The organism is Streptomyces sp. NBC_00009 (genome assembly GCF_045040855.1).
GTDB classification, from domain to species: domain Bacteria; phylum Actinomycetota; class Actinomycetes; order Streptomycetales; family Streptomycetaceae; genus Streptomyces; species Streptomyces aureus.
In genome coordinates, this window is the sequence record NZ_CP108312.1 from 6655931 (window position 1) to 6675960 (window position 20030).

General features: G+C 72.1%; 18 protein-coding genes. 15 read left to right on the plus strand and 3 right to left on the minus strand.

What is annotated here, in order from left to right; all coding sequences use genetic code 11:
- Positions 1 to 11: 11 nt before the first annotated feature.
- From OHA58_RS30085 to OHA58_RS30110, 6 genes are all read left to right on the plus strand, one after another.
- On the plus strand, positions 12 to 224 hold the full coding sequence (locus OHA58_RS30085; RefSeq protein ID WP_405482670.1) for a hypothetical protein: 213 nt from the start codon (positions 12 to 14) through the stop codon (positions 222 to 224).
- Complete coding sequence (locus tag OHA58_RS30090) at positions 221 to 1405, plus strand: AAA family ATPase (RefSeq protein ID WP_405482672.1); 1185 nt, start codon at positions 221 to 223, stop codon at positions 1403 to 1405. The genes OHA58_RS30085 and OHA58_RS30090 overlap by 4 nt, the downstream gene beginning before the upstream one ends.
- 6 nt (positions 1406 to 1411) lie before the next feature.
- Positions 1412 to 5080, plus strand: coding sequence for a vWA domain-containing protein (locus OHA58_RS30095; RefSeq protein ID WP_405482673.1), 3669 nt, complete (start codon positions 1412 to 1414; stop codon positions 5078 to 5080).
- A gap of 77 nt (positions 5081 to 5157) precedes the next feature.
- Positions 5158 to 7020 carry a hypothetical protein gene (locus OHA58_RS30100; protein ID WP_405482674.1) on the plus strand — a complete coding sequence of 621 codons (1863 nt, stop codon included), beginning with the start codon at positions 5158 to 5160 and terminating at the stop codon, positions 7018 to 7020.
- Between the two features lie 187 nt (positions 7021 to 7207).
- On the plus strand, positions 7208 to 7759 hold the full coding sequence (locus OHA58_RS30105; protein WP_240653941.1) for a TetR/AcrR family transcriptional regulator: 552 nt from the start codon (positions 7208 to 7210) through the stop codon (positions 7757 to 7759).
- Positions 7756 to 9306, plus strand: a complete 1551-nt coding sequence (locus OHA58_RS30110; RefSeq protein WP_405482676.1) for an MFS transporter — start codon at positions 7756 to 7758, stop codon at positions 9304 to 9306. The genes OHA58_RS30105 and OHA58_RS30110 overlap by 4 nt, the downstream gene beginning before the upstream one ends.
- A 133-nt stretch (positions 9307 to 9439) precedes the next feature.
- Here the strand turns inward: OHA58_RS30110 and OHA58_RS30115 are convergent, their stop codons facing one another.
- Entirely contained in the window at positions 9440 to 10213 is a 774-nt protein-coding gene (locus OHA58_RS30115) for a lysophospholipid acyltransferase family protein (protein WP_405485249.1), read from the minus strand.
- 184 nt (positions 10214 to 10397) lie between these two features.
- Here OHA58_RS30115 and OHA58_RS30120 point away from each other — a divergent pair, with 184 nt between their 5' ends.
- The 3 genes from OHA58_RS30120 to OHA58_RS30130 all read left to right on the plus strand — a co-directional run bounded on the left by OHA58_RS30120 (position 10398) and on the right by OHA58_RS30130 (position 12735).
- A complete protein-coding gene (locus tag OHA58_RS30120; RefSeq protein ID WP_405482677.1) occupies positions 10398 to 11579 on the plus strand; it encodes a glycerophosphodiester phosphodiesterase in 1182 nt (393 codons plus the stop codon).
- Positions 11580 to 11681: 102 nt separating this feature from the next.
- A complete protein-coding gene (locus tag OHA58_RS30125) occupies positions 11682 to 12200 on the plus strand; it encodes an RNA polymerase sigma factor (protein WP_405482678.1) in 519 nt (172 codons plus the stop codon).
- A 37-nt stretch (positions 12201 to 12237) separates the two neighbouring features.
- On the plus strand, positions 12238 to 12735 hold the full coding sequence (locus tag OHA58_RS30130; protein WP_326713947.1) for a GNAT family N-acetyltransferase: 498 nt from the start codon (positions 12238 to 12240) through the stop codon (positions 12733 to 12735).
- A gap of 34 nt (positions 12736 to 12769) precedes the next feature.
- Here OHA58_RS30130 and OHA58_RS30135 read toward each other — a convergent pair whose 3' ends face one another.
- Positions 12770 to 13201, minus strand: a complete 432-nt coding sequence (locus OHA58_RS30135) for a hypothetical protein (protein WP_355694006.1) — start codon at positions 13199 to 13201, stop codon at positions 12770 to 12772.
- A gap of 1 nt (position 13202) precedes the next feature.
- On the minus strand, positions 13203 to 13562 hold the full coding sequence (locus OHA58_RS30140) for a hypothetical protein (RefSeq protein ID WP_266668480.1): 360 nt from the start codon (positions 13560 to 13562) through the stop codon (positions 13203 to 13205).
- Between the two features lie 552 nt (positions 13563 to 14114).
- On the opposite strand from OHA58_RS30140, the gene OHA58_RS30145 reads away from it, so the two are divergent.
- From OHA58_RS30145 to cbiE, 6 genes are all read left to right on the plus strand, one after another.
- Positions 14115 to 15152, plus strand: coding sequence for a methionine ABC transporter ATP-binding protein (locus OHA58_RS30145; protein ID WP_405482680.1), 1038 nt, complete (start codon positions 14115 to 14117; stop codon positions 15150 to 15152).
- Positions 15149 to 15901 (plus strand): methionine ABC transporter permease, encoded by a 753-nt coding sequence (locus tag OHA58_RS30150; RefSeq protein WP_405482681.1) that lies wholly within the window; start codon positions 15149 to 15151, stop codon positions 15899 to 15901. Before OHA58_RS30145 ends, OHA58_RS30150 begins: the two co-directional genes overlap by 4 nt.
- 74 nt (positions 15902 to 15975) lie before the next feature.
- Complete coding sequence (locus OHA58_RS30155; RefSeq protein WP_405482682.1) at positions 15976 to 16806, plus strand: MetQ/NlpA family ABC transporter substrate-binding protein; 831 nt, start codon at positions 15976 to 15978, stop codon at positions 16804 to 16806.
- Positions 16807 to 16814: 8 nt separating this feature from the next.
- A complete protein-coding gene (locus tag OHA58_RS30160) occupies positions 16815 to 17648 on the plus strand; it encodes a MetQ/NlpA family ABC transporter substrate-binding protein (protein WP_405482684.1) in 834 nt (277 codons plus the stop codon).
- 130 nt (positions 17649 to 17778) lie between these two features.
- The gene (locus tag OHA58_RS30165; protein WP_116503288.1) at positions 17779 to 18426 is read left to right on the plus strand and encodes a GNAT family N-acetyltransferase; all 648 of its coding nucleotides are present in this window, start codon (positions 17779 to 17781) and stop codon (positions 18424 to 18426) included.
- Positions 18427 to 18507: 81 nt separating this feature from the next.
- Positions 18508 to 19719 (plus strand): precorrin-6y C5,15-methyltransferase (decarboxylating) subunit CbiE, encoded by a 1212-nt coding sequence (gene cbiE / locus OHA58_RS30170; RefSeq protein WP_405482686.1) that lies wholly within the window; start codon positions 18508 to 18510, stop codon positions 19717 to 19719.
- Positions 19720 to 20030 lie beyond the last annotated feature (311 nt).

Genomic DNA, 20030 nt, shown 5'->3' on the forward strand with positions numbered 1-20030 from the left:
CAATGACGACCATGGCCTGGGTCACCCCGGCGGTGCCTGACATGCGCCGTCCGGTCACGCAACCGTCGCTGGCCACCACCACCGAACCCGTCCCGACCGCGCCGAGCGCGCGGTGCCTGGGCACGTGGCTGTGGGAGCCCCGCCCGATGACCACCACCATCACCACCGAGTCCGTCCCGGCCGCGCAGTGCGGGACCACGCAGCCGCGGGAGCGTCGCCGATGAGCACCACGACCGACACCGACCAGGGCACGATGCCCTCCGCACCGCGGCAGATCGTGCCGCCCGAGGAGTTGTACGCCGACGAGCTCGCGTTCCTCGGCGCGTACGACTCCGGCCCGCGGCCTCCTGGCTGGCGGCTCACCCCGCGCGCCGTCGTCACGTTCGTGATGGGCGCCGACGAACCGCTGCGCCTGCCCGACGGCGCCGATGCCGGCGAGGGCGTGCCGCGCTGGCTCGCGGTCCGGCGGAAGTTCGTCGGCGAGCGCGCCCTCGTGGAGCGCTGTGTCGTCACGCTCGCCGGCGAGCGCGGACTGCTCCTGGTCGGCGAGCCCGGCACCGCCAAGTCGATGCTGTCGGAACTGCTCGCCGCCGCCGTCAGCGGCACCAGCGCGCTCACCGTCCAGGGCACCGCGGGCACCACCGAGGACCAGCTCAAGTACGGCTGGAACTACGCCCTGCTGCTGGCCCAGGGCCCGAGCCCCAAGGCGCTCGTACCCTCACCCGTGCTCGCCGCCATGACCCAGGGCGCCGTCGCACGCGTGGAGGAGGTCACCCGTTGCCTCCCCGAGGTGCAGGACGCCCTGATCTCCCTCCTCTCCGAACGGCGCATCGCCGTCCCCGAGCTGGCCGGCACGGACGCCGCCCAGGCCCACGCGGCCCCCGGGTTCAACGTCATCGCCACCGCCAACCTCCGCGACAAGGGCGTCTCCGAGATGTCCGCCGCGCTCAAGCGCCGCTTCAACTTCGAGACGGTCGGCCCCATCGGCGACTTCGACGCCGAACTCGACCTCGTACGCCGCCAGTCGAAGGCGGCCGTCGAACGGGCGGGCGCCGCGTACCAGCTCGACGACATGGTCCTCGACGTCCTGGTCACCGCCTTTCGCGAGCTGCGCTCGGGCCGTTCGGCCGAGGGCTGGGAGGTGGAGCGGCCGTCCACCGTGATGAGTACGGCCGAGGCCGTCTCCGTCGCGACGGCGCTCGGCGTCGCCGCCGCCTACTTCCCCGGCGACCGCGACGCCCTCGCCCTCCTGCCGGGCCACCTCACCGGCGTGGTCCGCAAGGACGACCCGGCGGACGCGGCGCGGCTGCTCGGCTACTGGGACGGCGCGGTGCGGCGCCGTGCCGAGGAGGGCTCCGCGACCTGGCGCACGCTGTGGGACCTGCGCTCCGTCCTGGAGGGCTGACCCACCATGACCACCGACGCGGGCGTGGCCATCGACGCGCTCACCGATCCCGGCGGGCCCTACCTCATCGGCGTACGCCACCACGCGCCGTCGCTGGCCGCCGTCGTCCCTCGACTCCTCGACGAGGCGGCCCCGGACGTCCTGCTGGTCGAACTACCCGCCGAAACGCAGGAGTTGCTGCCCTGGCTGGCGCACGAGGAGACGGTGGCGCCGGTCGCGCTGGCGGCGGTGCTCGACGGGGCGGCGGAGTCGGGCCCGGCGTTCTACCCGTTCGCGGACTTCTCACCGGAGCTCGCGGCGCTGCGCTGGGCCGCACGGAACGGCGTCCCGGTGGTGGCCTGTGATCTGCCGCTGGCGGAACGGGCCTGGCGGGAGCCGCGCGTAACTCGCCCCGCGGAACAGGCATCCGCTCCCGCCGGACGCAGGCTGAGTCTGCACGACGCGGTGCGTGGGCGGCTGACCGGCCGCGACGGTGACGACCTCTGGGACCGCCTCGTGGAGGCCCCCGCCCCGGGCGCCACCCCACAGGCCCTGCGCCGGGCAGCGCTCCTCACCGGCTGGGCCCTGCGCCGCGACGCACAGGACGGCCCGGGAGTCGACCCGCTCGACCTCACCAGGGAACGGTGGATGCGGGCGCGCCTGCGCGAGGCGGCACGAGGCGGGCGCAGGGTGGCGGCGGTGATCGGAGCGTTCCACGCGCCGGCGTTGAGCGCGGGGGCGGTACGGGACGAGGCGCAGGGCGAGCCGCTCGCGGGGGTGTCGGCCGGGACGCCCGCAGAGTCGCCGGCGACCGGGCCCGGCGCCGAACCGCCGGCTGCGCAAGTGGCATCGTCGGCGGCGCCCACTTGCGCCGTCTCCCTGATCCCTTACACGTACGCGCTGTTGGACGCCCGTTCCGGATATCCGGCCGGGATCCGTGATCCCGAGTGGCAGCACCAGGTCCTGGAGTCGGCGGGCGACCCGGCCGCGGTCGGCGAGACGGCCCTGCGCTGCGCCGTCCGCGTCACCGGCGAACTGCGCGCCGAGGGCCACCCGTCGGGGCCGGCGGACGCCCGCGAGATCCGCCGCGTGGCGGGCGACCTCGCAAGCCTGCGCGGGCTGCCCGCGCCGGGCCGGAGCGAGTTCGCCGAGGCCGTGCAGACCGTGCTGGCCCAGGGCGAGCCGCTGGGCCGCGGACGCGCCGTCGCCCGGGCGCTGGAGCGGGTCCTCGTCGGCGAGCGCACGGGCCGCCCCGCCCCCGGCGCACCCCGCGGCGGACTCGCACCGGCCGTCGAGGCAGAGCTGGCCGCGCTCGGACTGCCGGGCCCGGCAAGTGGCGGGCAGGACAAGGAGCTTCGGCTCGACCCCCTGCGTTCCGACCCGGACCGCAAACGTGAGGTGCTGCTGCGCCGCCTCGCGCTGTGCGGCATCCCGTACGCGCAGGAGACGTCCGTCGGCGGGGCGGGCGGGGCCGACGCGCTCACCACGCGTTGGACCGTGCGCTGGACACCCGCCACGGCGGCGGTCCTCACCACGGCGACCACCCGGGGCGTCACCCCGGCGCAGGTGGCGGAGGGCGTGCTCCGCGCACGCGTCCGTGCCGCCCACGCGGAGGGCGGGCCGACCGCGGCGCAGGCGCTGACCACGCTCGGCGAGGCGGCCGAATGCGCACTTCCCGCACTCGCGGGCGAAGCCCTGGCAGAGGTCACGACGGTGCTGCCCGCCATCGGCACCCTCCCGGAACTCCTCACGGGCCTCGACCTCACCGACCGCCTCACCTCGGGCCACATCGCGGGCCTGACCATGACGGATCCCGTCACTGACCCTGCCGCGGACCCCACCGCCGCCCCCACCCCCTGGCTCCAAGCGCTCGCCGATTGCGCCGACCTCCTGACCGTCGCCGCCGTCCGCAGCCTCGACGGGCTTGCCGGCTCCGAGGACCCGGACGACGCCCGCGCTCTGGTCGAACTCGCGCGGCGCGCCGACGTGTTCGGGGGAATGCGGCTCGCCGACTCGCTGGCGCGGCTGGCCGACAGTGGAACGCCGCTCATGCGCGGCGCCGCAGCCGCAGTGCGCGTTCTGCTCGGGCACACCCCTGCCACCGCCCTCGGCGCACGCGCGGCGTCCTGGGTCGACACGGCCACCGACCCCGGCACCCGCGCGGAGCTCACCGCCCGGCTGACCGGCCTGCTCACCGCCGCCGGATCCCTCCTGGAGACGGCTCCCGAGGCGCTCGCCCCGCTGCTCGACCGCGTCGGCGAACTGCCCGACAGCCCCTTCCTCGAACGGCTCCCCGCCCTGCGCGGCGGATTCGACACGCTCAGCCCGGCCGCCCGCGACCGGCTGCTCACCGTCATCGAGGAACGCATCGACGGCACCCTCGATGCCGACCTCCCTCCGGACACGGACGCGCGGACATTGGCCGCGTGGACCACCGCGGACCTTGCCGCCCGCGAGGCGCTGGCCGCGCTCGGCCTCCTGCCCACGGCGCCGGACACGTCCGACCGGCCTCACCTCACATCCCCGTCCGCCCCCACCCCCACCCCCGCCCCCGTTCCCGTTCCCGTTCCACCGACCGGCGACGCCCGGATCGCCCCCGCCGAGCGGTGGCGCCTCGTCCTCGGCCGGCGAGGGGATCAACTCCCGCAGGGCTTCGCCCCGTTGGCGACCGCATTGGACGAGCTGTACGGGAAGGGCCGCGGGGAAGGCGCGCGCGGCGATCTGCCCGGCGGCGCGGGCGGCCGGGGTGGGCGAGAGGCGCCCTATCCCGGTGTGCGCGAATGGGCCGAGGAACTCACAGCGCTCTTCGGCCCCGGCATCCGCGAGGAGGTCCTCGCCGCCGCGGCCACCCGCGGCCGCACGGACGTCGTGTCCGCGCTCGACCCCGAAGCCGTACGCCCCTCCGTGGAACTGCTGCGCACCGTGCTCCAGCACGCGGGCGGCCTGCCCGAGGCCAAGCTCGCCGCCCTGCGCCCCCTCGTCCGGCGCCTCGTCGACGAGCTCACCCGCACCCTCGCCACCCGCCTCCGCCCCGCACTCACCGGTGCGGCGACCGCCCGCCCGACCCGGCGTCCCGGCGGCAGACTCGACCTCGCCCGCACCCTGCGCGCCAACCTCGCCACGGCCCGGCGCACCGGCGACGGACGTATCCACGTCATCCCTGAGCGCCCCGTGTTCCACGGCAGGTCCCAGCGCTCGGCGGACTGGCGGCTGATCATCCTCACGGACGTGTCCGGCTCGATGGAGGCCTCCACCATCTGGTCGGCGCTCACCGCGTCGGTCCTGGCCGGCGTGCCCGCGCTGTCCACGCACTTCCTGGCGTTCTCGACGACGGTCCTCGACCTGACCGAACACGTCCACGACCCGCTGGCCCTCCTCCTGGAGGCCCGTGTCGGCGGCGGTACCCACATCGCCGCCGGGCTGCGCCACGCGCGCACGCTCGTCACCGTGCCCTCGCGCACCCTCGTCGTCGTGGTCAGCGACTTCGAGGAGGGTTACCCCGTCGGCGGGATGCTCGCCGAGGTACGCGAACTCGTCGGCGCGGGCTGCCATGTACTGGGCTGCGCGAGCCTCGACGATGCCGGGCGCCCCCGCTACTCCACCGGCATCGCGGGACAGCTCGTCGCTGCGGGCATGCCGGTCGCCGCACTCAGCCCGCTCGAACTCGCCCGCTGGGTAGGGGAGAAGATCCGTTGACGCCGACGCACTCTCAGCCGCGGTCTCGCCCAACGCCACAGCTTCCTCCGGTACCGCCCGAGGTCACCGCCGCCGTCGTGGCCGCACTCTCCCCGCGCCTGCGCAAGCGCCTCGACGCGGCCGTCGAGAAGCTCGCCGCACGACCGGTGACAACCGACGGCGGCATCTGCCGTATCGCGGTCGACGACGAGACCTTCGTCGAACTGCACGCTCCCGGCGGCGGCGTCACGGCCGAGGACGCGATCCGCTGCGGCTGCCTGCTCGCCCCGGCCTGCGTCCACCGGGCCGCGGCGGCGACCCTCGCACCGATCGCGGACGACACACCCACGCCCGCCCCCTCCGACGCGCCCGATCAGCCATCCCCACCCGCACCGGACGAGGTGGACGCAACCGCACCCACCACCGAGCCGACCGAAGCCCGCACCTCTCCGCTCACCACCTCTCCACCCACTACCTCTTCACCCACTACCTCTCCGCTCACCACCTCTCCACCCACCACCTCTCCGCTCACCACCTCTACGCCCACCACACCGCCCCAAGCCGCCGCCGCCGAAGCCCTGTGGCAGGCCGCCGTTCTCGTCCTCGACGCCGGTGTCGACGGCGCCGGTGCCGTGCTCCAGGCCGGTCTGCTCAGGGCCGCCCACACAGCCCGCCTCGCAGCGCTTCCCCGCCCCGCGGCCGCCGCGATCCGTACGGTGAACGGCCTGCGCGCAGCCCGCGCCGCCGAGCCCGACCACCGCACCTCCGAACTGGCCGACGCCCTCGAGGAGTTGCTCGCCACCGCGTACGGACTGCGCCGCCCCGGCACCCCGGACGCGCACGCCGCCCTGCGGGGAACGGCGCGCCGCGCCTATGCGCCGGGCGGCTCGCTGCGGCTCTACGGACTGTTCACCGAGCCCGTCCTCACCGCGACCGGCCACGCGGGCGTGGTCACCTGGACCGCCGATGCCGCCGGCCGCCTCTACACCGTCCCCGACGTGGCCCCCGGAGGACCGGCGAGGGCCAGGACCGCCGGGGATCGAGCCGTCAGGATGGGCGACACCGCCCTCACGCACCGCGACCTGGCCCGCGCAGGGCTTGTGGTCTCCGGGGCGACCGTCTCCGCCGACGGGCGGCTCGGCGCGGGCCGGAGCGTGCGGGCCGCGGCCGCCGCCGGAGCCGACTGGACCGAGGAACCGCTCGCGGCCCTGTGGTCCGTCCCCGTGGCCGACCAGGCGGCGCGGGCCCTCGCCGCCGGAGCCACGGGAGCCGCCGGAGAGGACCTGCTGTTCCTCGACGCCACGCTCACCGGCGTGGCCCGTGAGGCGGGCGGCGACTGCCTCCTGGCCGAGTGCGAAGGGCTCACCGTGCGGCTGACCGCCGCCGACGACCACCCCGAACTGGCCCACCGGGAGAACCTCGCCCTCCTCGCCACGGCCCCCGGGACCCGGGTCCGTGCGATCGCGCGCCTCGTGCCCGCCGGGCACCCCCGGGCCGCCCTCCTCGCCGTCCGTCTTCCCACGGGCCGCCACGACCTCGGCCTGGACCGCCTCCAACGCCAGGACGTGCCCCCCACGTCACCCCTGCCGGAACCCCTACCCGTACCCGCACCCGGCCCCGTCCGCCCCACCCCCTCCGCGCCCCTCCACATCCTGCGCCGCCGCACGGAACAGGTAGTCGTCGCGGGCCGCCGAGCCCTGACACACGCAGCACCCGCCCGACCGCACACCACGGCACCGCACACCACCGCACCCGACACCGCGCTCCTGCGCCGCGCCGGCCTGTCCACCGCCGCCGAGCTCCTCGACGCGATGCGCAGATCCGCGGCCGAGCGGCGCCGCGACGGGTTCGGCCGCCTCGTTCCGGCGGACACCGATGCCTTCGCCCGTGCCTGGCTCGCCACGGCCCGTTACCTCGACGAGGCGTCCACAGCCCTGTGCCGCAAGGCCTGGCAGACCTGACCCGCGCCCGAGAACCCAACCGGCGCGCTCACCCTCACCCGCGAACCCAACCGGCGCACCCACCCTCACCCGCGAACCCAACCGGCGCGCTCACCCTCACCCGATTCGCCCCTATATATGCAGCCATCTATGAGACGTCCATGCTCTGCATGAGACAAATATGTCTCACATGGTCTACCCTCGTCTCATGTCAGTCGACCGAGACCAGGTGCTGCGCACCGCAGCCGCCCTGCTCACCCGCAAGGCCACGGCCACGATGGACGAGGTGGCCAGGGCAGCCGGTCTCAGCCGCGCCACGCTGCACCGGCACTTCGCGGGCCGGGACGCACTCGTCAGGGCCCTCGAGGAGTTGGGGATCCAGGAGTGCGAGGCGGCCCTCGACGCCGCCCGGCTCGACGAGGGCAGCGCCGACGACGCCGTACGCCGGCTCGTGGCGGAGATCCAGCCGTGCGCCGGACTCCTCGCCTTCCTCGTCACGGAGAACCAGCTCTTCGAGGGCGAGTCGCAGAACGAGGGCTGGGCCCGGCTCGACGCCCGTATCGCCGGGCTGTTCACGCGCGGCCAGGAGCGCGGCGAGTTCCGTATCGACCTGACACCCGCGTGGCTCACGGAGGCGCTCTACAGCCTGATCGGCGGGGGCGCCTGGGCCGTACAGGACGGCCGTGTGGCCGCCAAGGACTTCCAACACATGATCGTCGAGCTTCTGCTCGGCGGCGCCAGACGGAGAGTGGAACCATGACCAGCACACACCAGCGCACATTCGCGGCGGAGGTGGAGCCGAGGCCCGGACGAGGACGATGGCTCGCGCTCTCCGTCCTTGTGCTCGCGGTGCTCCTGGTCGCGGTCGACGCGACGGTGCTCGGTCTTGCGACGCCCTACATCAGCGAGGACCTGGAGCCGACCGGTACGCAGCTCCTGTGGATCGGCGACGTCTACTCGTTCGTGATCGCGGGACTTCTGGTCTCCATGGGCAGCCTCGGCGACCGCATCGGCCGCAAGAAGCTGCTGCTCACCGGCGCGGTCGCGTTCGGTGCTGTCTCGGTGCTCAACGCGTACGCGACCAGCCCCGAAATGATGATCCTGGCCCGGGCCCTGCTCGGCGTCGCGGGTGCCACGCTGATGCCCTCGACCCTCGCCCTGATCCGCAACATCTTCACCGACCCGCGCGAGCGTTCCCTCGCCGTCGGCATCTGGGGTGCGGCGGCCTCGGCGGGCGCGGCCGTGGGTCCCGTCGTCGGAGGTTTCCTGCTCGAACACTTCTGGTGGGGCTCGGTCTTCCTGATCAATCTGCCCGTGATGGCGGTCCTCGTCGTCGTCGGCATCAAGCTGCTGCCCGAGTCGAAGAACCCGGCGGGCGGCCCGTGGGACCTGATCAGCGTCGTCCTGTCCCTCGTCGGCATGATCGGCGTCGTCTACGCGGTCAAGGAGGCCGCGTCGCACGGCCTCGGCTGGCAGGTGCCGGCGTCCGGCGTGCTCGGACTGGCCGCTCTGACGTGGTTCGTCCGACGCCAGTTCACGCTGCCCGCACCGCTCCTCGACATGCGGCTGTTCCGCCACCGCGGATTCTCGGCCGCGGTGTTCGCCGACCTGCTCACCATCCTCGGCCTTTCGGGTCTGGTGTTCTTCCTCTCCCAGTTCCTGCAACTGGTCCAGGGGCGCGGCCCGTTCGAGGCCGGTCTCGCCGAACTGCCCGCCGCCATCGGCGCGGTGGCGGCCGGACTGGTCGCCGGTACGGTCGCGCGCCGGTTCTCCGTGCGCTCCGTCGTCGCGGGCGGCCTCGCCGCGGTGGGCCTCGCCCTGGCCGGGCTGACCGGGCTCAGCCAGTCGACCGGCTATCCGCTGCTCGGGTCGGTGCTCCTGATCGTCGGCGTCGGCGCAGGGTTCTCGTTCACCGTCACGGCCGACGTGATCCTCTCCAGCGTGCCGAAGGAGCAGGCGGGCTCGGCCTCGGCGGTCTCCGAGACGGCGTACGAACTGGGCGCGGCCCTCGGTATCGCCCTGCTCGGCTCCATCGTCACGGGCGTCTACCGGGACTTCACGGCCCCGGCCGGCACCCCGCCCGAGGTGGCGTCGGCCGCCCACGAATCCCTGGGCGGCGCGGTCGAGTCCGTCTCGGCGCTGCCCGCGCACACCTCGAGCGAACTGATCTCGGCGGCGCAGGACGCCTTCGTCGACGGGCTGCGGGCGGCCGCGGGGGTCGGCGCGGCGGTACTCCTCGCGACGGCGGTGGCGGCGTGGTTCCTGCTGCGCGGCCAGAGGCTGGAGGACGGCGTCGAACACCCGTGACGGACGCGGCCGTACGGATGACGACACGGCCGTACGGATGACGCACCTTCACCGGGCGTCCAGGCGTCCATACGCATGACGAAGGGCCGCACCCACCGGGTGCGGCCCTTCGTCACGGTCACGTGCGACCCGCTCAGGCGGCCTTCGCCTTGGTGGCGTACATGTCCACGTACTCCTGGCCGGACAGGCGCATGACCTCCGCCATCACCGAGTCCGTCACCGCGCGCAGCACGTAGCGGTCGCGCCCCATGCCGTCGTAGCGGGAGAACTCCATCGGCTCGCCGAAGCGGACCGTGACGCGGCCGGGCCGCGGGAGGCCGCTGCCGCCCGGCTGGAGCTTGTCCGTGCCGATCATCGCGAACGGGACGACGGGCGCGCCCGTCATCAGGGTCAGCCGGGCGATGCCGGTGCGGCCGCGGTAGAGCCGGCCGTCGGGGGAGCGGGTGCCCTCGGGGTAGATGCCGAAGACCTGGCCCTCCTCCAGGACGCGACGGCCCGTCATGAGCGCCGCGACACCGCCGTTCGCGCCGTCCCGGTCGACCGGGATCATGCCGACGCCGGTGAAGAACCACGCCATGACGCGGCCCTTGAGGCCCTTGCCGGTGACGTACTCGTCCTTGCCGATGAACAGGACCTGACGGTCACACACGATCGGCAGCACGATCGAGTCGATGAAGGTCAGGTGGTTGCCCGCGAGAATGACCGGACCGGTACCCGGGATGTTCTCGGCGCCCTCCACCCGGGGGCGGAACATCAGGCGCATGATCGGTGAGAGCACTGCCTTGATGAACGCGAAACGGGACAACGGGCCCTCCGGTGTCAAGGGGTGGCGGCCTAAGCCGTGGCTGGATGAGCTGAAGTCTGTGCAGGTGAGGACGATACTCGCGGCCACCGGCCCGTTGCACATCGGGTTCACGCACTCGATACGCAGTGTTGACCCGTATTTACGCTCCGTTGGCCGTCATCCGGCGCACAGGAGTCACCCCGCATCACCCTTCCGTTCGGCCCAGGGTCTCCCACTGGCCACTCCCGCACACCTACGATCGGTGCGCTTTGACAGGTGCAAGGCAGCGAAGTGGGAGGAGTGCTCAATGGGGATGCGGAAGTCACAGGAGTCCCGGGGGTCGCAGCTCGGCCGCCGTTCGGTACTGGGTGCGGCGGTGCTCGGCGCGGGCGGAGCCGTCCTGGGCGCGCCCGGCGTGGCGAGCGCCGACGAGCAGAGCGGTGGCGGACATCACGGTGGCGGTGGCTACAAGAGCCTGCCTGTGCCGACCGTCATCGCGCACCGGGGTACGAGCGGCTACCGGCCGGAGCACACCTTCGGCTCGTACCAGCTGGCCCTGGACATGGGCGCGCACGTCATCGAGGCGGGCGACCTCGTGCCCACCAAGGACGGTCACCTCGTATGCCGTCACGAGCCGGAAATCGGCGGGACGACCGACGTCTCCGCGCACCCCGAGTTCGCCGGCCGCAAGACCACGAAGAGCCTCGACGGGGTCGCCACGACCGGCTGGTTCACCGAGGACTTCACGCTCGCCGAGCTGAAGACCCTGCGCGCCAAGGAGCGCATCCCCGCCAACCGCCAGCGCAACACCCTCTACGACGGCCGCTGGGAGATCCCCACCTTCGAAGAGGTCCTCAAGTGGCGGGAGCGGCAGAGCCGCGAGCGCGGCAAGGAGGTGTGGATCCACGTCGAGACCAAGCACCCCACCTACTTCCGCAAGCTCGGCCTCGGCCTGGAGGAGCGCGTCGCCACGCTCCTGCGCACGTACCGCGTGGACAAGAAGAACTCGCCGGTCTTCCTCCAGTCCTTCGAGCCGACCAGCATCCAGCGCCTGAACAAGCTGGTCGACAACCCGCTCGTCGTGCTCCTGTCGACCGCGAACTCCCGCCCCTGGGACTTCGTCGACGCCGGCGACCCGCGCACCGTCGCCGACCTCATCACCCCCAAGGGCCTCGACGAGATCGCCTCGTACGCCGAGGGCATCGGCCCCACGCTCGACCTCGTCATCCCCAAGGACAAGGACGGCAAGCTCCTCGCGCCCACCACGCTCGTCAAGGACGCGCACGCCGCGGGCCTGATCCTGCACCCGTACACGATGCGCAACGAGAACACCTTCCTGCCCGCCGACTTCAAGAAGGGCACCGACCCGAACGCCTACGGCGACGCGTTCGGCGCCTTCAAGACCTACCTGGCCACCGGCATCGACGGCATCTTCTCGGACAACTGCGACACGGCGCTCCTCGCCCGTGAGGACTTCCTGAAGTCCTGACCTCCGTCAGCACGCCGTCAACACCGCGCACCCCGGCCCCGGTTGGGGTGACGCGCGGCCGCCCCGGCAACCACACGCCCGGGCGGCCGCGTCCCGCCCGGCATGACGTACGACCTGGTCATCGACACCCTGCGCCCGCTCATCGCCGCCGAGGTCTCGGCGGAGGCCCACTCCGGCGCGGGCGAACCCGGCGACCTCGAACAGGCCGTCTGGCTGCGCCTGCTGGAGCGCATCGACACCGACGGCCCGCCCGCCGACCCCGCCGCCTGGCTCACCGCCGCCGTCAGATCCGAGGCCCGCCGCACCCGGCACGCCGCGCTGCGGGAGATCCCGTACGTCACCGAGCCGGCCGACGACTTCGAACACGGCCCGGAACAGCGGGCGCTGGCCGGCGACCGCCACCGCGCGCTGCACGCCGCCGTGCGCCGGCTGCCCGGGCGCTGCCCCCGCGTCGTGGCCGCTTTCCTGTCGCCGCAGGACCTCACCTACCGCGAGATCGCAGGGGAGTTGGGTATCTCACAGGGCAGCCTCGGTCCGGAACGTTCCAGATGTCTGGGATGCCTGCGCAGAATGCTGGCAGCAGAGGTTGCGGCTCCTGAACCCTGGGGAAAGGAGCGATAGACAACCGGCGGAGCAGGTGAGCGGGAGGCATGCACACATGGGCATGAGCGTGATCATCTCTGCGGCGACCGAGCAGGACGCCGAGAAGATCCTCAAACTTCAGTACCTGTGCTACCAGAGCGAGGCCGAGCTCTACGGCGACTACTCCATCGAGCCGCTGACGGAACCGCTCGACTCGGTCAGGGCCGAACTCGCGGGCGGCACGGTCCTGGTGGCCCGGCTCGGGGAGGAAGTCGTGGCCGCGGTGCGGGGCGCCATGGACGCGGACGGCACGGCCCGGATAGGCAAGCTCGTCGTGCACCCGCGCATGCAGCGCCACGGCCTGGGCGGGCGGCTGCTCGACGCCGTCGAGGCGAAGCTCGGCGCGGACGGCGCCGCCAAGCGCTTCCAGCTGTTCACCGGCCATCGCAGCGAGCACAACCTGCGGCTCTACCGGAAGCACGGCTATGCGGCCGTGTCCACGAAGCGCGTCGACGAGCGGCTCACCGTGGTGACGCTCGCCAAGGACGCAGAAGCGGGCGCCTTCGTCGCCTAGGGGCCCGGCAGGCCCTAGGGCCTGCCGACAAGCCCTAGGCGGCAGCCCTGCGCGCCTTGTTGAGCCAGAACATGGCAGTCACCGGGAGCAGTACCGGAATGAACAGATAGCCCATGCCGTAGTCCGACCAGACCGTGGCGTCCGGGAACGCCGACGGGTCCGCCAGCGTCCACGTCCCCACGGTCAGTACGCCCACGAGCTCGGCGGCGCAGCACACCAGCGCCGCCCTGCGGGCCTTCTCCCCACCGCGCACGAGGGAGTACGTGATGAAGCCGTACACGATGCCCGCGAGCGCCGACAGCGAGTAGGCGAGCGGCGCGTGGCCGAACTCCGTCGAGATCTGGACGGCCGAGCGCGAGACCGCGCCGACCACCATCACGCCGTACAGCCACACCAGCAGCGTGCCGGGGCCGCTGGTCAGTTTCTGCGGCTTGCTGCCGCTCTCGCTCTGTGAGGTCACGGACACCTCAGCCTCCCCAGATGTCGTAGAGCCGCACTTGCAGGACGGCCAGCACGATGCCGCCGGCCGCCACCGTCACCGAACCCCAGCGGGTGCGCTCGGCGAGCGACATGAAGCCGGCCGCCGGGATGCACGCGAACGCGCCGATCAGATAGGCCACGAAGATCGTCGTGCCCTGGTCGGGCTTCTCGCCGCGCGCCAGCTGCACGATGCCGACGATCAGCTGGACCGTGGCGAGCAGTGACACCACCGCCATGCCGATGAAGTGCCAGTCCTTGGTCGGCTGGTCGCGGTAGGCGGCGAAGCCGCACCAGGCGGCGAGCGCGAGCGCGGCGACAGCGGTCGCGACCGTCAGGGCATCAAGCATGCCGAGACCCTATTACGGCCGAAAAGGCCCGCTGCGCGCGGCCCCGGGTCGGCCCGTCCACCGTGGCGTTGGCCACAGCGCGCCGGGTGCCGGGTCGGGCGTGGACGACGGCGGGAACCACCTCCTGCCCCTGTCCGCACTGGTCGCGCGGGCCCCTCGGGCGGCGTCCGGGCCGGGCCGTCCACCGTCCAGGGCTGTCCGCTATTCGGACAGCGGTTCGGGGGTCCGGGCGCACTTCTGCTTTACTTTTCGCATGACCACGACGAGCAGCCGCACCCTTGCGACCGAGGCGACGATGACGCCCGGTGCTCGTTGTATGTGTCGAATGTGCGCCTTCTGAGGGCCCCCGCACCGCCTGTTTCTCGCGCCCCGAAGCGAAACGCCGCGCCCTGTCCGTGCTTATGCCGTACGTGACCGGGCCGCCCCGCGCACAGTCTCCCCCCGGTTCCACCGCCACAGCGAGAACCGTGCTGCGTCCAGGCCGATCCCGACCATGAATGCCCGCCGCAGGCGCTCACCCGCGCCGCGCAATCGACAGTGACGGAATCCCACGTGATCACCACCCAGGGCCTCACCAAGGTCTACCGCTCGCGCGGTCGAGAGGTCACCGCCCTCGACGGCGTCGATCTGCACGTCCGCGAGGGCGAGGTGTACGGCGTCATCGGCCAGTCCGGCGCCGGCAAGTCCTCCCTCATCCGCTGCGTCAACCTCCTGGAGCGTCCCACCTCCGGCACCGTGACGGTCGCCGGACAGGACCTCACCGCCCTCGTCGGCCGCGGCTCCCGCGCCGGCAAGGAGCTGCGCGAGGCACGCAGCCGTATCGGCATGGTCTTCCAGCACTTCAACCTGCTGTCCTCGCGCACGGTCCAGGACAACATCGAGCTGCCGCTCGAAATCCTCGGCAAGTCGGGTAAGGAACGCTCCCGCAAGGCGCTGGAGCTCCTCGACCTGGTCGGCCTCGCCGACAAGGCCAAGGCCTACCCGGCCCAGCTCTCCGGCGGCCAGAAGCAGCGCGTCGGCATCGCCCGCGCCCTGGCCGGCGACCCGAAGGTGCTGCTCTCCGACGAGGCCACCAGCGCCCTCGACCCCGAGACCACCCGCTCGATCCTCCAGCTCCTGCGCGACCTCAACCAGCAGCTCGGCCTGACCGTCCTGCTCATCACGCACGAGATGGACGTCGTCAAGACGGTCTGCGACTCCGCCGCCCTCATGGAGCGCGGACAGATCGTCGAGTCCGGCACGGTCGGCGAGCTGCTCGCGACGCCCGGCTCCGAGCTCGCCGCCGCGCTCTTCCCGGTCAGCGGCGACGCCTCCGGCGCCGACCGCACGGTCATCGACATCACCTTCCACGGGGAGTCGACGACCCAGCCGGTCATCTCGCAGTTGTCGCGCACGTACAACATCGACATCTCGATCCTCGGCGCCGCGATGGACACCGTCGCGGGCAAGCAGGTCGGCCGCATGCGCATCGAGCTGCCCGGCCGCTTCGACGAGAACGTCGTGCCGATCGGCTTCCTGCGCGAGCAGGGCCTCCAGGTCGAGATCCAGGGTCACGAGCCCGTACTGCTGAAGGAAGGTGTCACCAAGTGACCTGGTCGGAGATGCAGCCGCTGCTGTCCCAGGCATGTTGGGACACCCTCTACATGGTCGGCTGGTCCACGCTGATCGCGGTCGTCGTGGGCCTGCCCCTCGGCGTCCTGCTGGTCCTCACGGACCGCGGCGGCCTGCTGCAGAACGCCGTGGTGAACAAGGTCATCGGGCAGATCGTGAACATCGTCCGCTCGATGCCCTTCCTCATCCTGATGGTCGCGCTGATGGGCTTCACGCGCTGGATCGTCGGCACCACCATCGGCCGCGAGGCCGCCATCGTGCCGCTCGCGATCGGCGCCATCCCGTTCTTCGCGCGGCTCGTCGAGACCTCCGTGCGCGAGGTCGACGGCGGTCTGATCGAGGCCGTGCAGTCGATGGGCGGCAACACCTGGACCGTGGTCCGCAAGGTCCTCGTGCCGGAGTCGCTGCCGTCGCTGATCTCGGCCACCACCACGACGATCATCGCGATCATCGGCTACTCCGCGATGGCCGGCACGGTCGGCGCGGGAGGCCTCGGCGACCTCGCGATCCGCTACGGCTACCAGCGCTTCGAGGCCGAGCTGATGTGGATCATCGTGGCGATCCTCGCCGTCACCATCGCCATCATCCAGTTCGCGGGCGACAGCGGATCCCGCGTCCTGCACCGCCGGACCGGCAAGGGCGGCGAACCGCTCCGCTTCCGCGTCCTCGGCGGCTTCCTGCCGGGCGGCCCGGCCGCCGTCGAGGCCGCCCCGGCCAAGACCCGCTGACCCCCTGACCCGCTGATCACTGTCTCCCCGCCCCACCCGGCGGGTTGCACCACCCATGGAGAAAGGCACTTTTCGTGCGTAACACCACCAAGATCACCGCTGCTGTCCTCGCCACCGGCGCCCTCACCCTGGGCCTGACCGCCTGCGGCTCCGACAAGGGCGACACCAAGGCCAAGGCGTCCGACCCGCTCGTCGTCGCGGCGACCCCCGTCCCGCACGCCGAGATCCTCGAGTACGTGAAGGACCACCTGGCGAAGAAGGCCGGCCTCAACCTCGAGGTCAAGGAGTTCACCGACTACGTCACGCCGAACACGGCGACCGAGGACGGGTCCGTGGACGCCAACTACTTCCAGACCCAGCCGTACCTGGAAGACTTCAACAAGAAGAACGCCACGCACCTCGAGTCGGTCGCCACGGTCCACCTCGAGCCGCTCGGCCTCTACTCCAAGAAGGCCAAGGCGCTCGGCGACCTGAAGAAGGGCGGCACCGTCGCCCTCCCGAACGACGCCGACAACGAGAGCCGCGCCCTGCGCTTCCTCGCCGCCAACAAGCTCATCACGCTCAAGAGCGGCTCCGAGGCCACCGCGACCCCGCAGGACATCGCGAAGAACCCGAAGGACCTCCAGTTCAAGGAGGTCGAGGCGGCCCAGACCCCGCGCTCCCTGCAGGACGTCGACGCCGCGGTGATCAACGGCAACTACGCGATCGGTGCCCACCTCAATCCCGCCAAGGACTCCCTCGCCCTGGAGTCCACGAAGAACAACGCGTACAACAACGTCCTCGCCGTGAAGAAGGGCAACGAGGACGACCCGCGCGTGAAGAAGCTCGCGAAGCTGCTGACGTCGCCCGAGGTGAAGAAGTTCATCGAGGACAAGTACGCCGGCTCCGTCCTCCCCTCCTTCTGATCGCCGCGATGCGCACCGTCACGATTCCCGCCGCCGTCATCGCCGGAGCCCTCGCGCTCGGCCTGACGGCCTGCGGGTCCGGCGACTCGGGGTCCGGCTCCGGCGACAGGAGCGGCAAGCTCGTCGTCGGCGCCACCCCGACGCCGGCCGGCGAAGTCCTCGCGTACGTACAGCAGCACCTGGCGAAGAAGGCCGGACTCGACCTGGAGATCAAGGAGTTCACCGACTACGTCCTGCCGGACACCGCCCTCCAGGACGGCACCCTCGACGCCAACCTGTACCAGCACAAGCCCTACCTGGACGACTTCAACAAGTCCAAGGGCACCACCCTGAGCGCGGTCGCCGAGGTGTACCTGCCGCCCATGGGGGTCTACTCCAAGAAGGTCGACGACGTCACCGAGCTCCGTAACGGGGCGACCGTGGCACTGCCGAACGACACCACCAACGAGGGCAGGGCGCTCGAACTCCTGGCCTCCAAGGGCGTCATCGGGCTCAAGAAGGGCGCCGGCGCGAACGCGAGCCCGCAGGACATCGCGTCCAACCCGAAGAAGCTCGTCTTCAAGGAGCTCGAACCGGCCCAGCTGCCCCGCTCGTTGGGCGACGTCGACGCGGCCGTCATCAACAACAACTTCGCGCTCGATGCGAACTTGAGCCCGAAGAAGGACGCCATCCTCGTGGAGTCCGCGAAGGGCAACCCGTACAACAACGTCCTCGCCGTCAAGAAGGGCAACGAGGACGACCCCCGGGTCAAGAAGCTTGCCACGCTGCTGACTTCGCCCGAGGTGAAGAAGTTCATCGAGGACAAGTACCAGGGCTCGGTGCTTCCGGTCACCGCCGGCTGACACCACCCGCAGCCACCGCACCTTCACGGGGTCCTCTTCCGCAACGGGAGAGGACCCCGTGGTGCAGTTACGTGCCTTCATGCTGCATGCTGGGCACTTCACCAGGCCATGAAGGTTACGGAGCGGCGCCATGACTACTGGTACTCGGGGCTTCCCGGACATCTCCATCAGCACGGAGCGGCTGGTCCTGCGCGCCCTCGAGGAGGACGACGCCCCCGCCCTCGCCGAGATGATGAACGACGAGATGGTCGCCGCCTGGACCTCGGTGCCCCAGCCCTTCGGTGAGGACCAGGCCCGCACCTGGATCACCCAGTACGCCCCCACCGAGCGCATCGCGGGCCGCGGCCTCGACCTGGCCGTCACCGAGTTCCTCACCCAGCGCCTGGTCGGCATCGTCCAGCTCGGCAAGACGAACTGGCACGTGGGCTCCACGGAGCTGTCGTACATCATCGCGCCCTGGGCCCGCGGCGAGGGCTACGCGTCCGAGGCGGCGCTCGCCACCGCCCGCTGGCTCTTCCGTGAGCAGGGCCTGGAGCGCCTGGAGCTGCGCACCGCGGCCGACAACACCGCCTCCCAGCAGGTCGCCCAGAAGATCGGCTGCATCAGCGAGGGCGTCCTGCGCAACGCCTGCATAGCGCGTACCCGTACCGAGGACGGCGGCTGGGAGGACCTGCGGACCGACTTCATCGTGTGGAGCCTGCTGCCCGAGGACCTCGACGGCGTCTCCGACGAGTTCGCCGAGACCGGTGGATACACGGCCTTCTCGGACTGGAACTGACCCCCAAGGTCGCACCCAGGTACACCAGGTACGCTCACCGAGCCCGTTCGACCCGCGAGAACCCCCAGGAGACTGACGACGATGGCCGACCGGGTCACGGTGATCGGCTGGGACGGCTCGCCCCTGACCGCGGCGGCACGCTCCGCCCTCGGCGCCGCCACCCTCGTGGCGGGCGCGGGCCACCACCTCGCCCTTCCCGAGGTCCCGGGCCGCGCCGAGCGGATCAGGCTCGGCAGCGTTTCGCTCGCCGCCCGCCGCATCGCCGCCCACCGCGGCACCGCCGTCGTCCTCGCCGACGGAGACCCCGGCTTCTTCGGAGTCGTACGCACCCTGCGCGCGCCCGAGTTCGGCCTCGAGGTCGAAGTGGTCCCCGCCGTCTCCTCCGTGGCCCAGGCCTTCGCCCGCGCCGGCATGCCGTGGGACGACTCCCAGGTCGTCGTCGCCCACCGCCGTACCCTGCGCCGCGCCGTCAACGTCTGCCGCGCCCACCCCAAGGTCGCCGTTCTCACCTCGCCCGGAGCGGGTCCCGCCGAACTCGGACTGCTCCTCGAAGGCGTCCACCGCACCTTCGTCATTTGCGAGGAACTCGGCACCGACCGCGAGCAGGTCACCGTTGTGACCAGCGACAATGCCGCCGACCACACCTGGCGCGACCCGAACGTCGTCATCGTCATCGGCGGCCCGACCGCCCCGTCCGATGACAGCGCCTGGCTCGCCGGAGGCGCCCCCTCTGCCTCCCCGCGCGGCTGGGGACTGCCCGCCGCCGAGTACGGCGGCCGCCTCGGCGAGGGCGAGACCGAGCCCCTGCGCGCCGCCCAACTCGCCCGCACCGGACCGCGCGTGGGCGACCTCGTCTGGGACATCGGCTGCGGCAGCGGAGCCTTCACCGCGGAGGCCGCCCGCTTCGGCGCCGCCGTCATCGCCGTCGACCGCGACCCCGACGCCTGCGCCCGCACCCTCGCCACCGCCCGCCGCTTCGGAGTGCAGCCGCAGATCGTGCACGGCACGGCACCCCACATCCTCGAAGACCTGCCCGAACCCGATGTCGTACGCATCGGGGGCGGGGGAGTGGCCGTTGTCTCCGCCGTCGCAGACCGGCGTCCCGAACGCATCGTGACGCACGCCGCGACACGCGATGCCGCCGAACTCATCGGCAGGGACCTGACGGAGCACGGCTACCGGGTCGAGTGTTCGCTCCTGCAGTCCGTCGAGCTGGACACTCGCGCCTGGACCGAGAAGGAGCGGACCGTGGGGTTCCTGCTCTCCGGGGAGTTGCCCGACCGCAACCCGTGACCCCGTCGCTCCGGGGCGCGCGGTAGGCTGGCCGATCGTTGTACTGCACCTGGACGTCCGGCTTTCCGTCGGTCAATGTCCGGAAAACGCGCCACTTTTGGGGTGCGTGTGGTACGGCAGGACCGGAGGATGCGCAACGTGGCGCAGTCCACAGCGGGCCGTGCCCGATCCAGGTGCGGTGGCAGCCGGCCGACCGGGACAATACCTGTTGTCCTCAGCCGGCTCGTGCCGCACGGCACTCACGCTCGTTCTTCATGACGGGCGGTCGGTGCGCCGCTCCGGTCACTGGGGTCGCATCCCCGGCCGACGGC

Coding starts and splice junctions, on each gene's coding strand:
- OHA58_RS30085 (WP_405482670.1), top strand. CDS start 12: ATGGCCTGGGTCACCCCGGCGGTGCCTGACATGCGCCGTCCGGTCACG.
- OHA58_RS30090 (WP_405482672.1), top strand. CDS start 221: ATGAGCACCACGACCGACACCGACCAGGGCACGATGCCCTCCGCACCG.
- OHA58_RS30095 (WP_405482673.1), top strand. CDS start 1,412: ATGACCACCGACGCGGGCGTGGCCATCGACGCGCTCACCGATCCCGGC.
- OHA58_RS30105 (WP_240653941.1), top strand. CDS start 7,208: ATGTCAGTCGACCGAGACCAGGTGCTGCGCACCGCAGCCGCCCTGCTC.
- OHA58_RS30110 (WP_405482676.1), top strand. CDS start 7,756: ATGACCAGCACACACCAGCGCACATTCGCGGCGGAGGTGGAGCCGAGG.
- OHA58_RS30115 (WP_405485249.1), bottom strand. CDS start 10,213: ATGTGCAACGGGCCGGTGGCCGCGAGTATCGTCCTCACCTGCACAGAC.
- OHA58_RS30120 (WP_405482677.1), top strand. CDS start 10,398: ATGGGGATGCGGAAGTCACAGGAGTCCCGGGGGTCGCAGCTCGGCCGC.
- OHA58_RS30125 (WP_405482678.1), top strand. CDS start 11,682: ATGACGTACGACCTGGTCATCGACACCCTGCGCCCGCTCATCGCCGCC.
- OHA58_RS30130 (WP_326713947.1), top strand. CDS start 12,238: ATGGGCATGAGCGTGATCATCTCTGCGGCGACCGAGCAGGACGCCGAG.
- OHA58_RS30140 (WP_266668480.1), bottom strand. CDS start 13,562: ATGCTTGATGCCCTGACGGTCGCGACCGCTGTCGCCGCGCTCGCGCTC.
- OHA58_RS30160 (WP_405482684.1), top strand. CDS start 16,815: ATGCGCACCGTCACGATTCCCGCCGCCGTCATCGCCGGAGCCCTCGCG.
- OHA58_RS30165 (WP_116503288.1), top strand. CDS start 17,779: ATGACTACTGGTACTCGGGGCTTCCCGGACATCTCCATCAGCACGGAG.
- cbiE (WP_405482686.1), top strand. CDS start 18,508: ATGGCCGACCGGGTCACGGTGATCGGCTGGGACGGCTCGCCCCTGACC.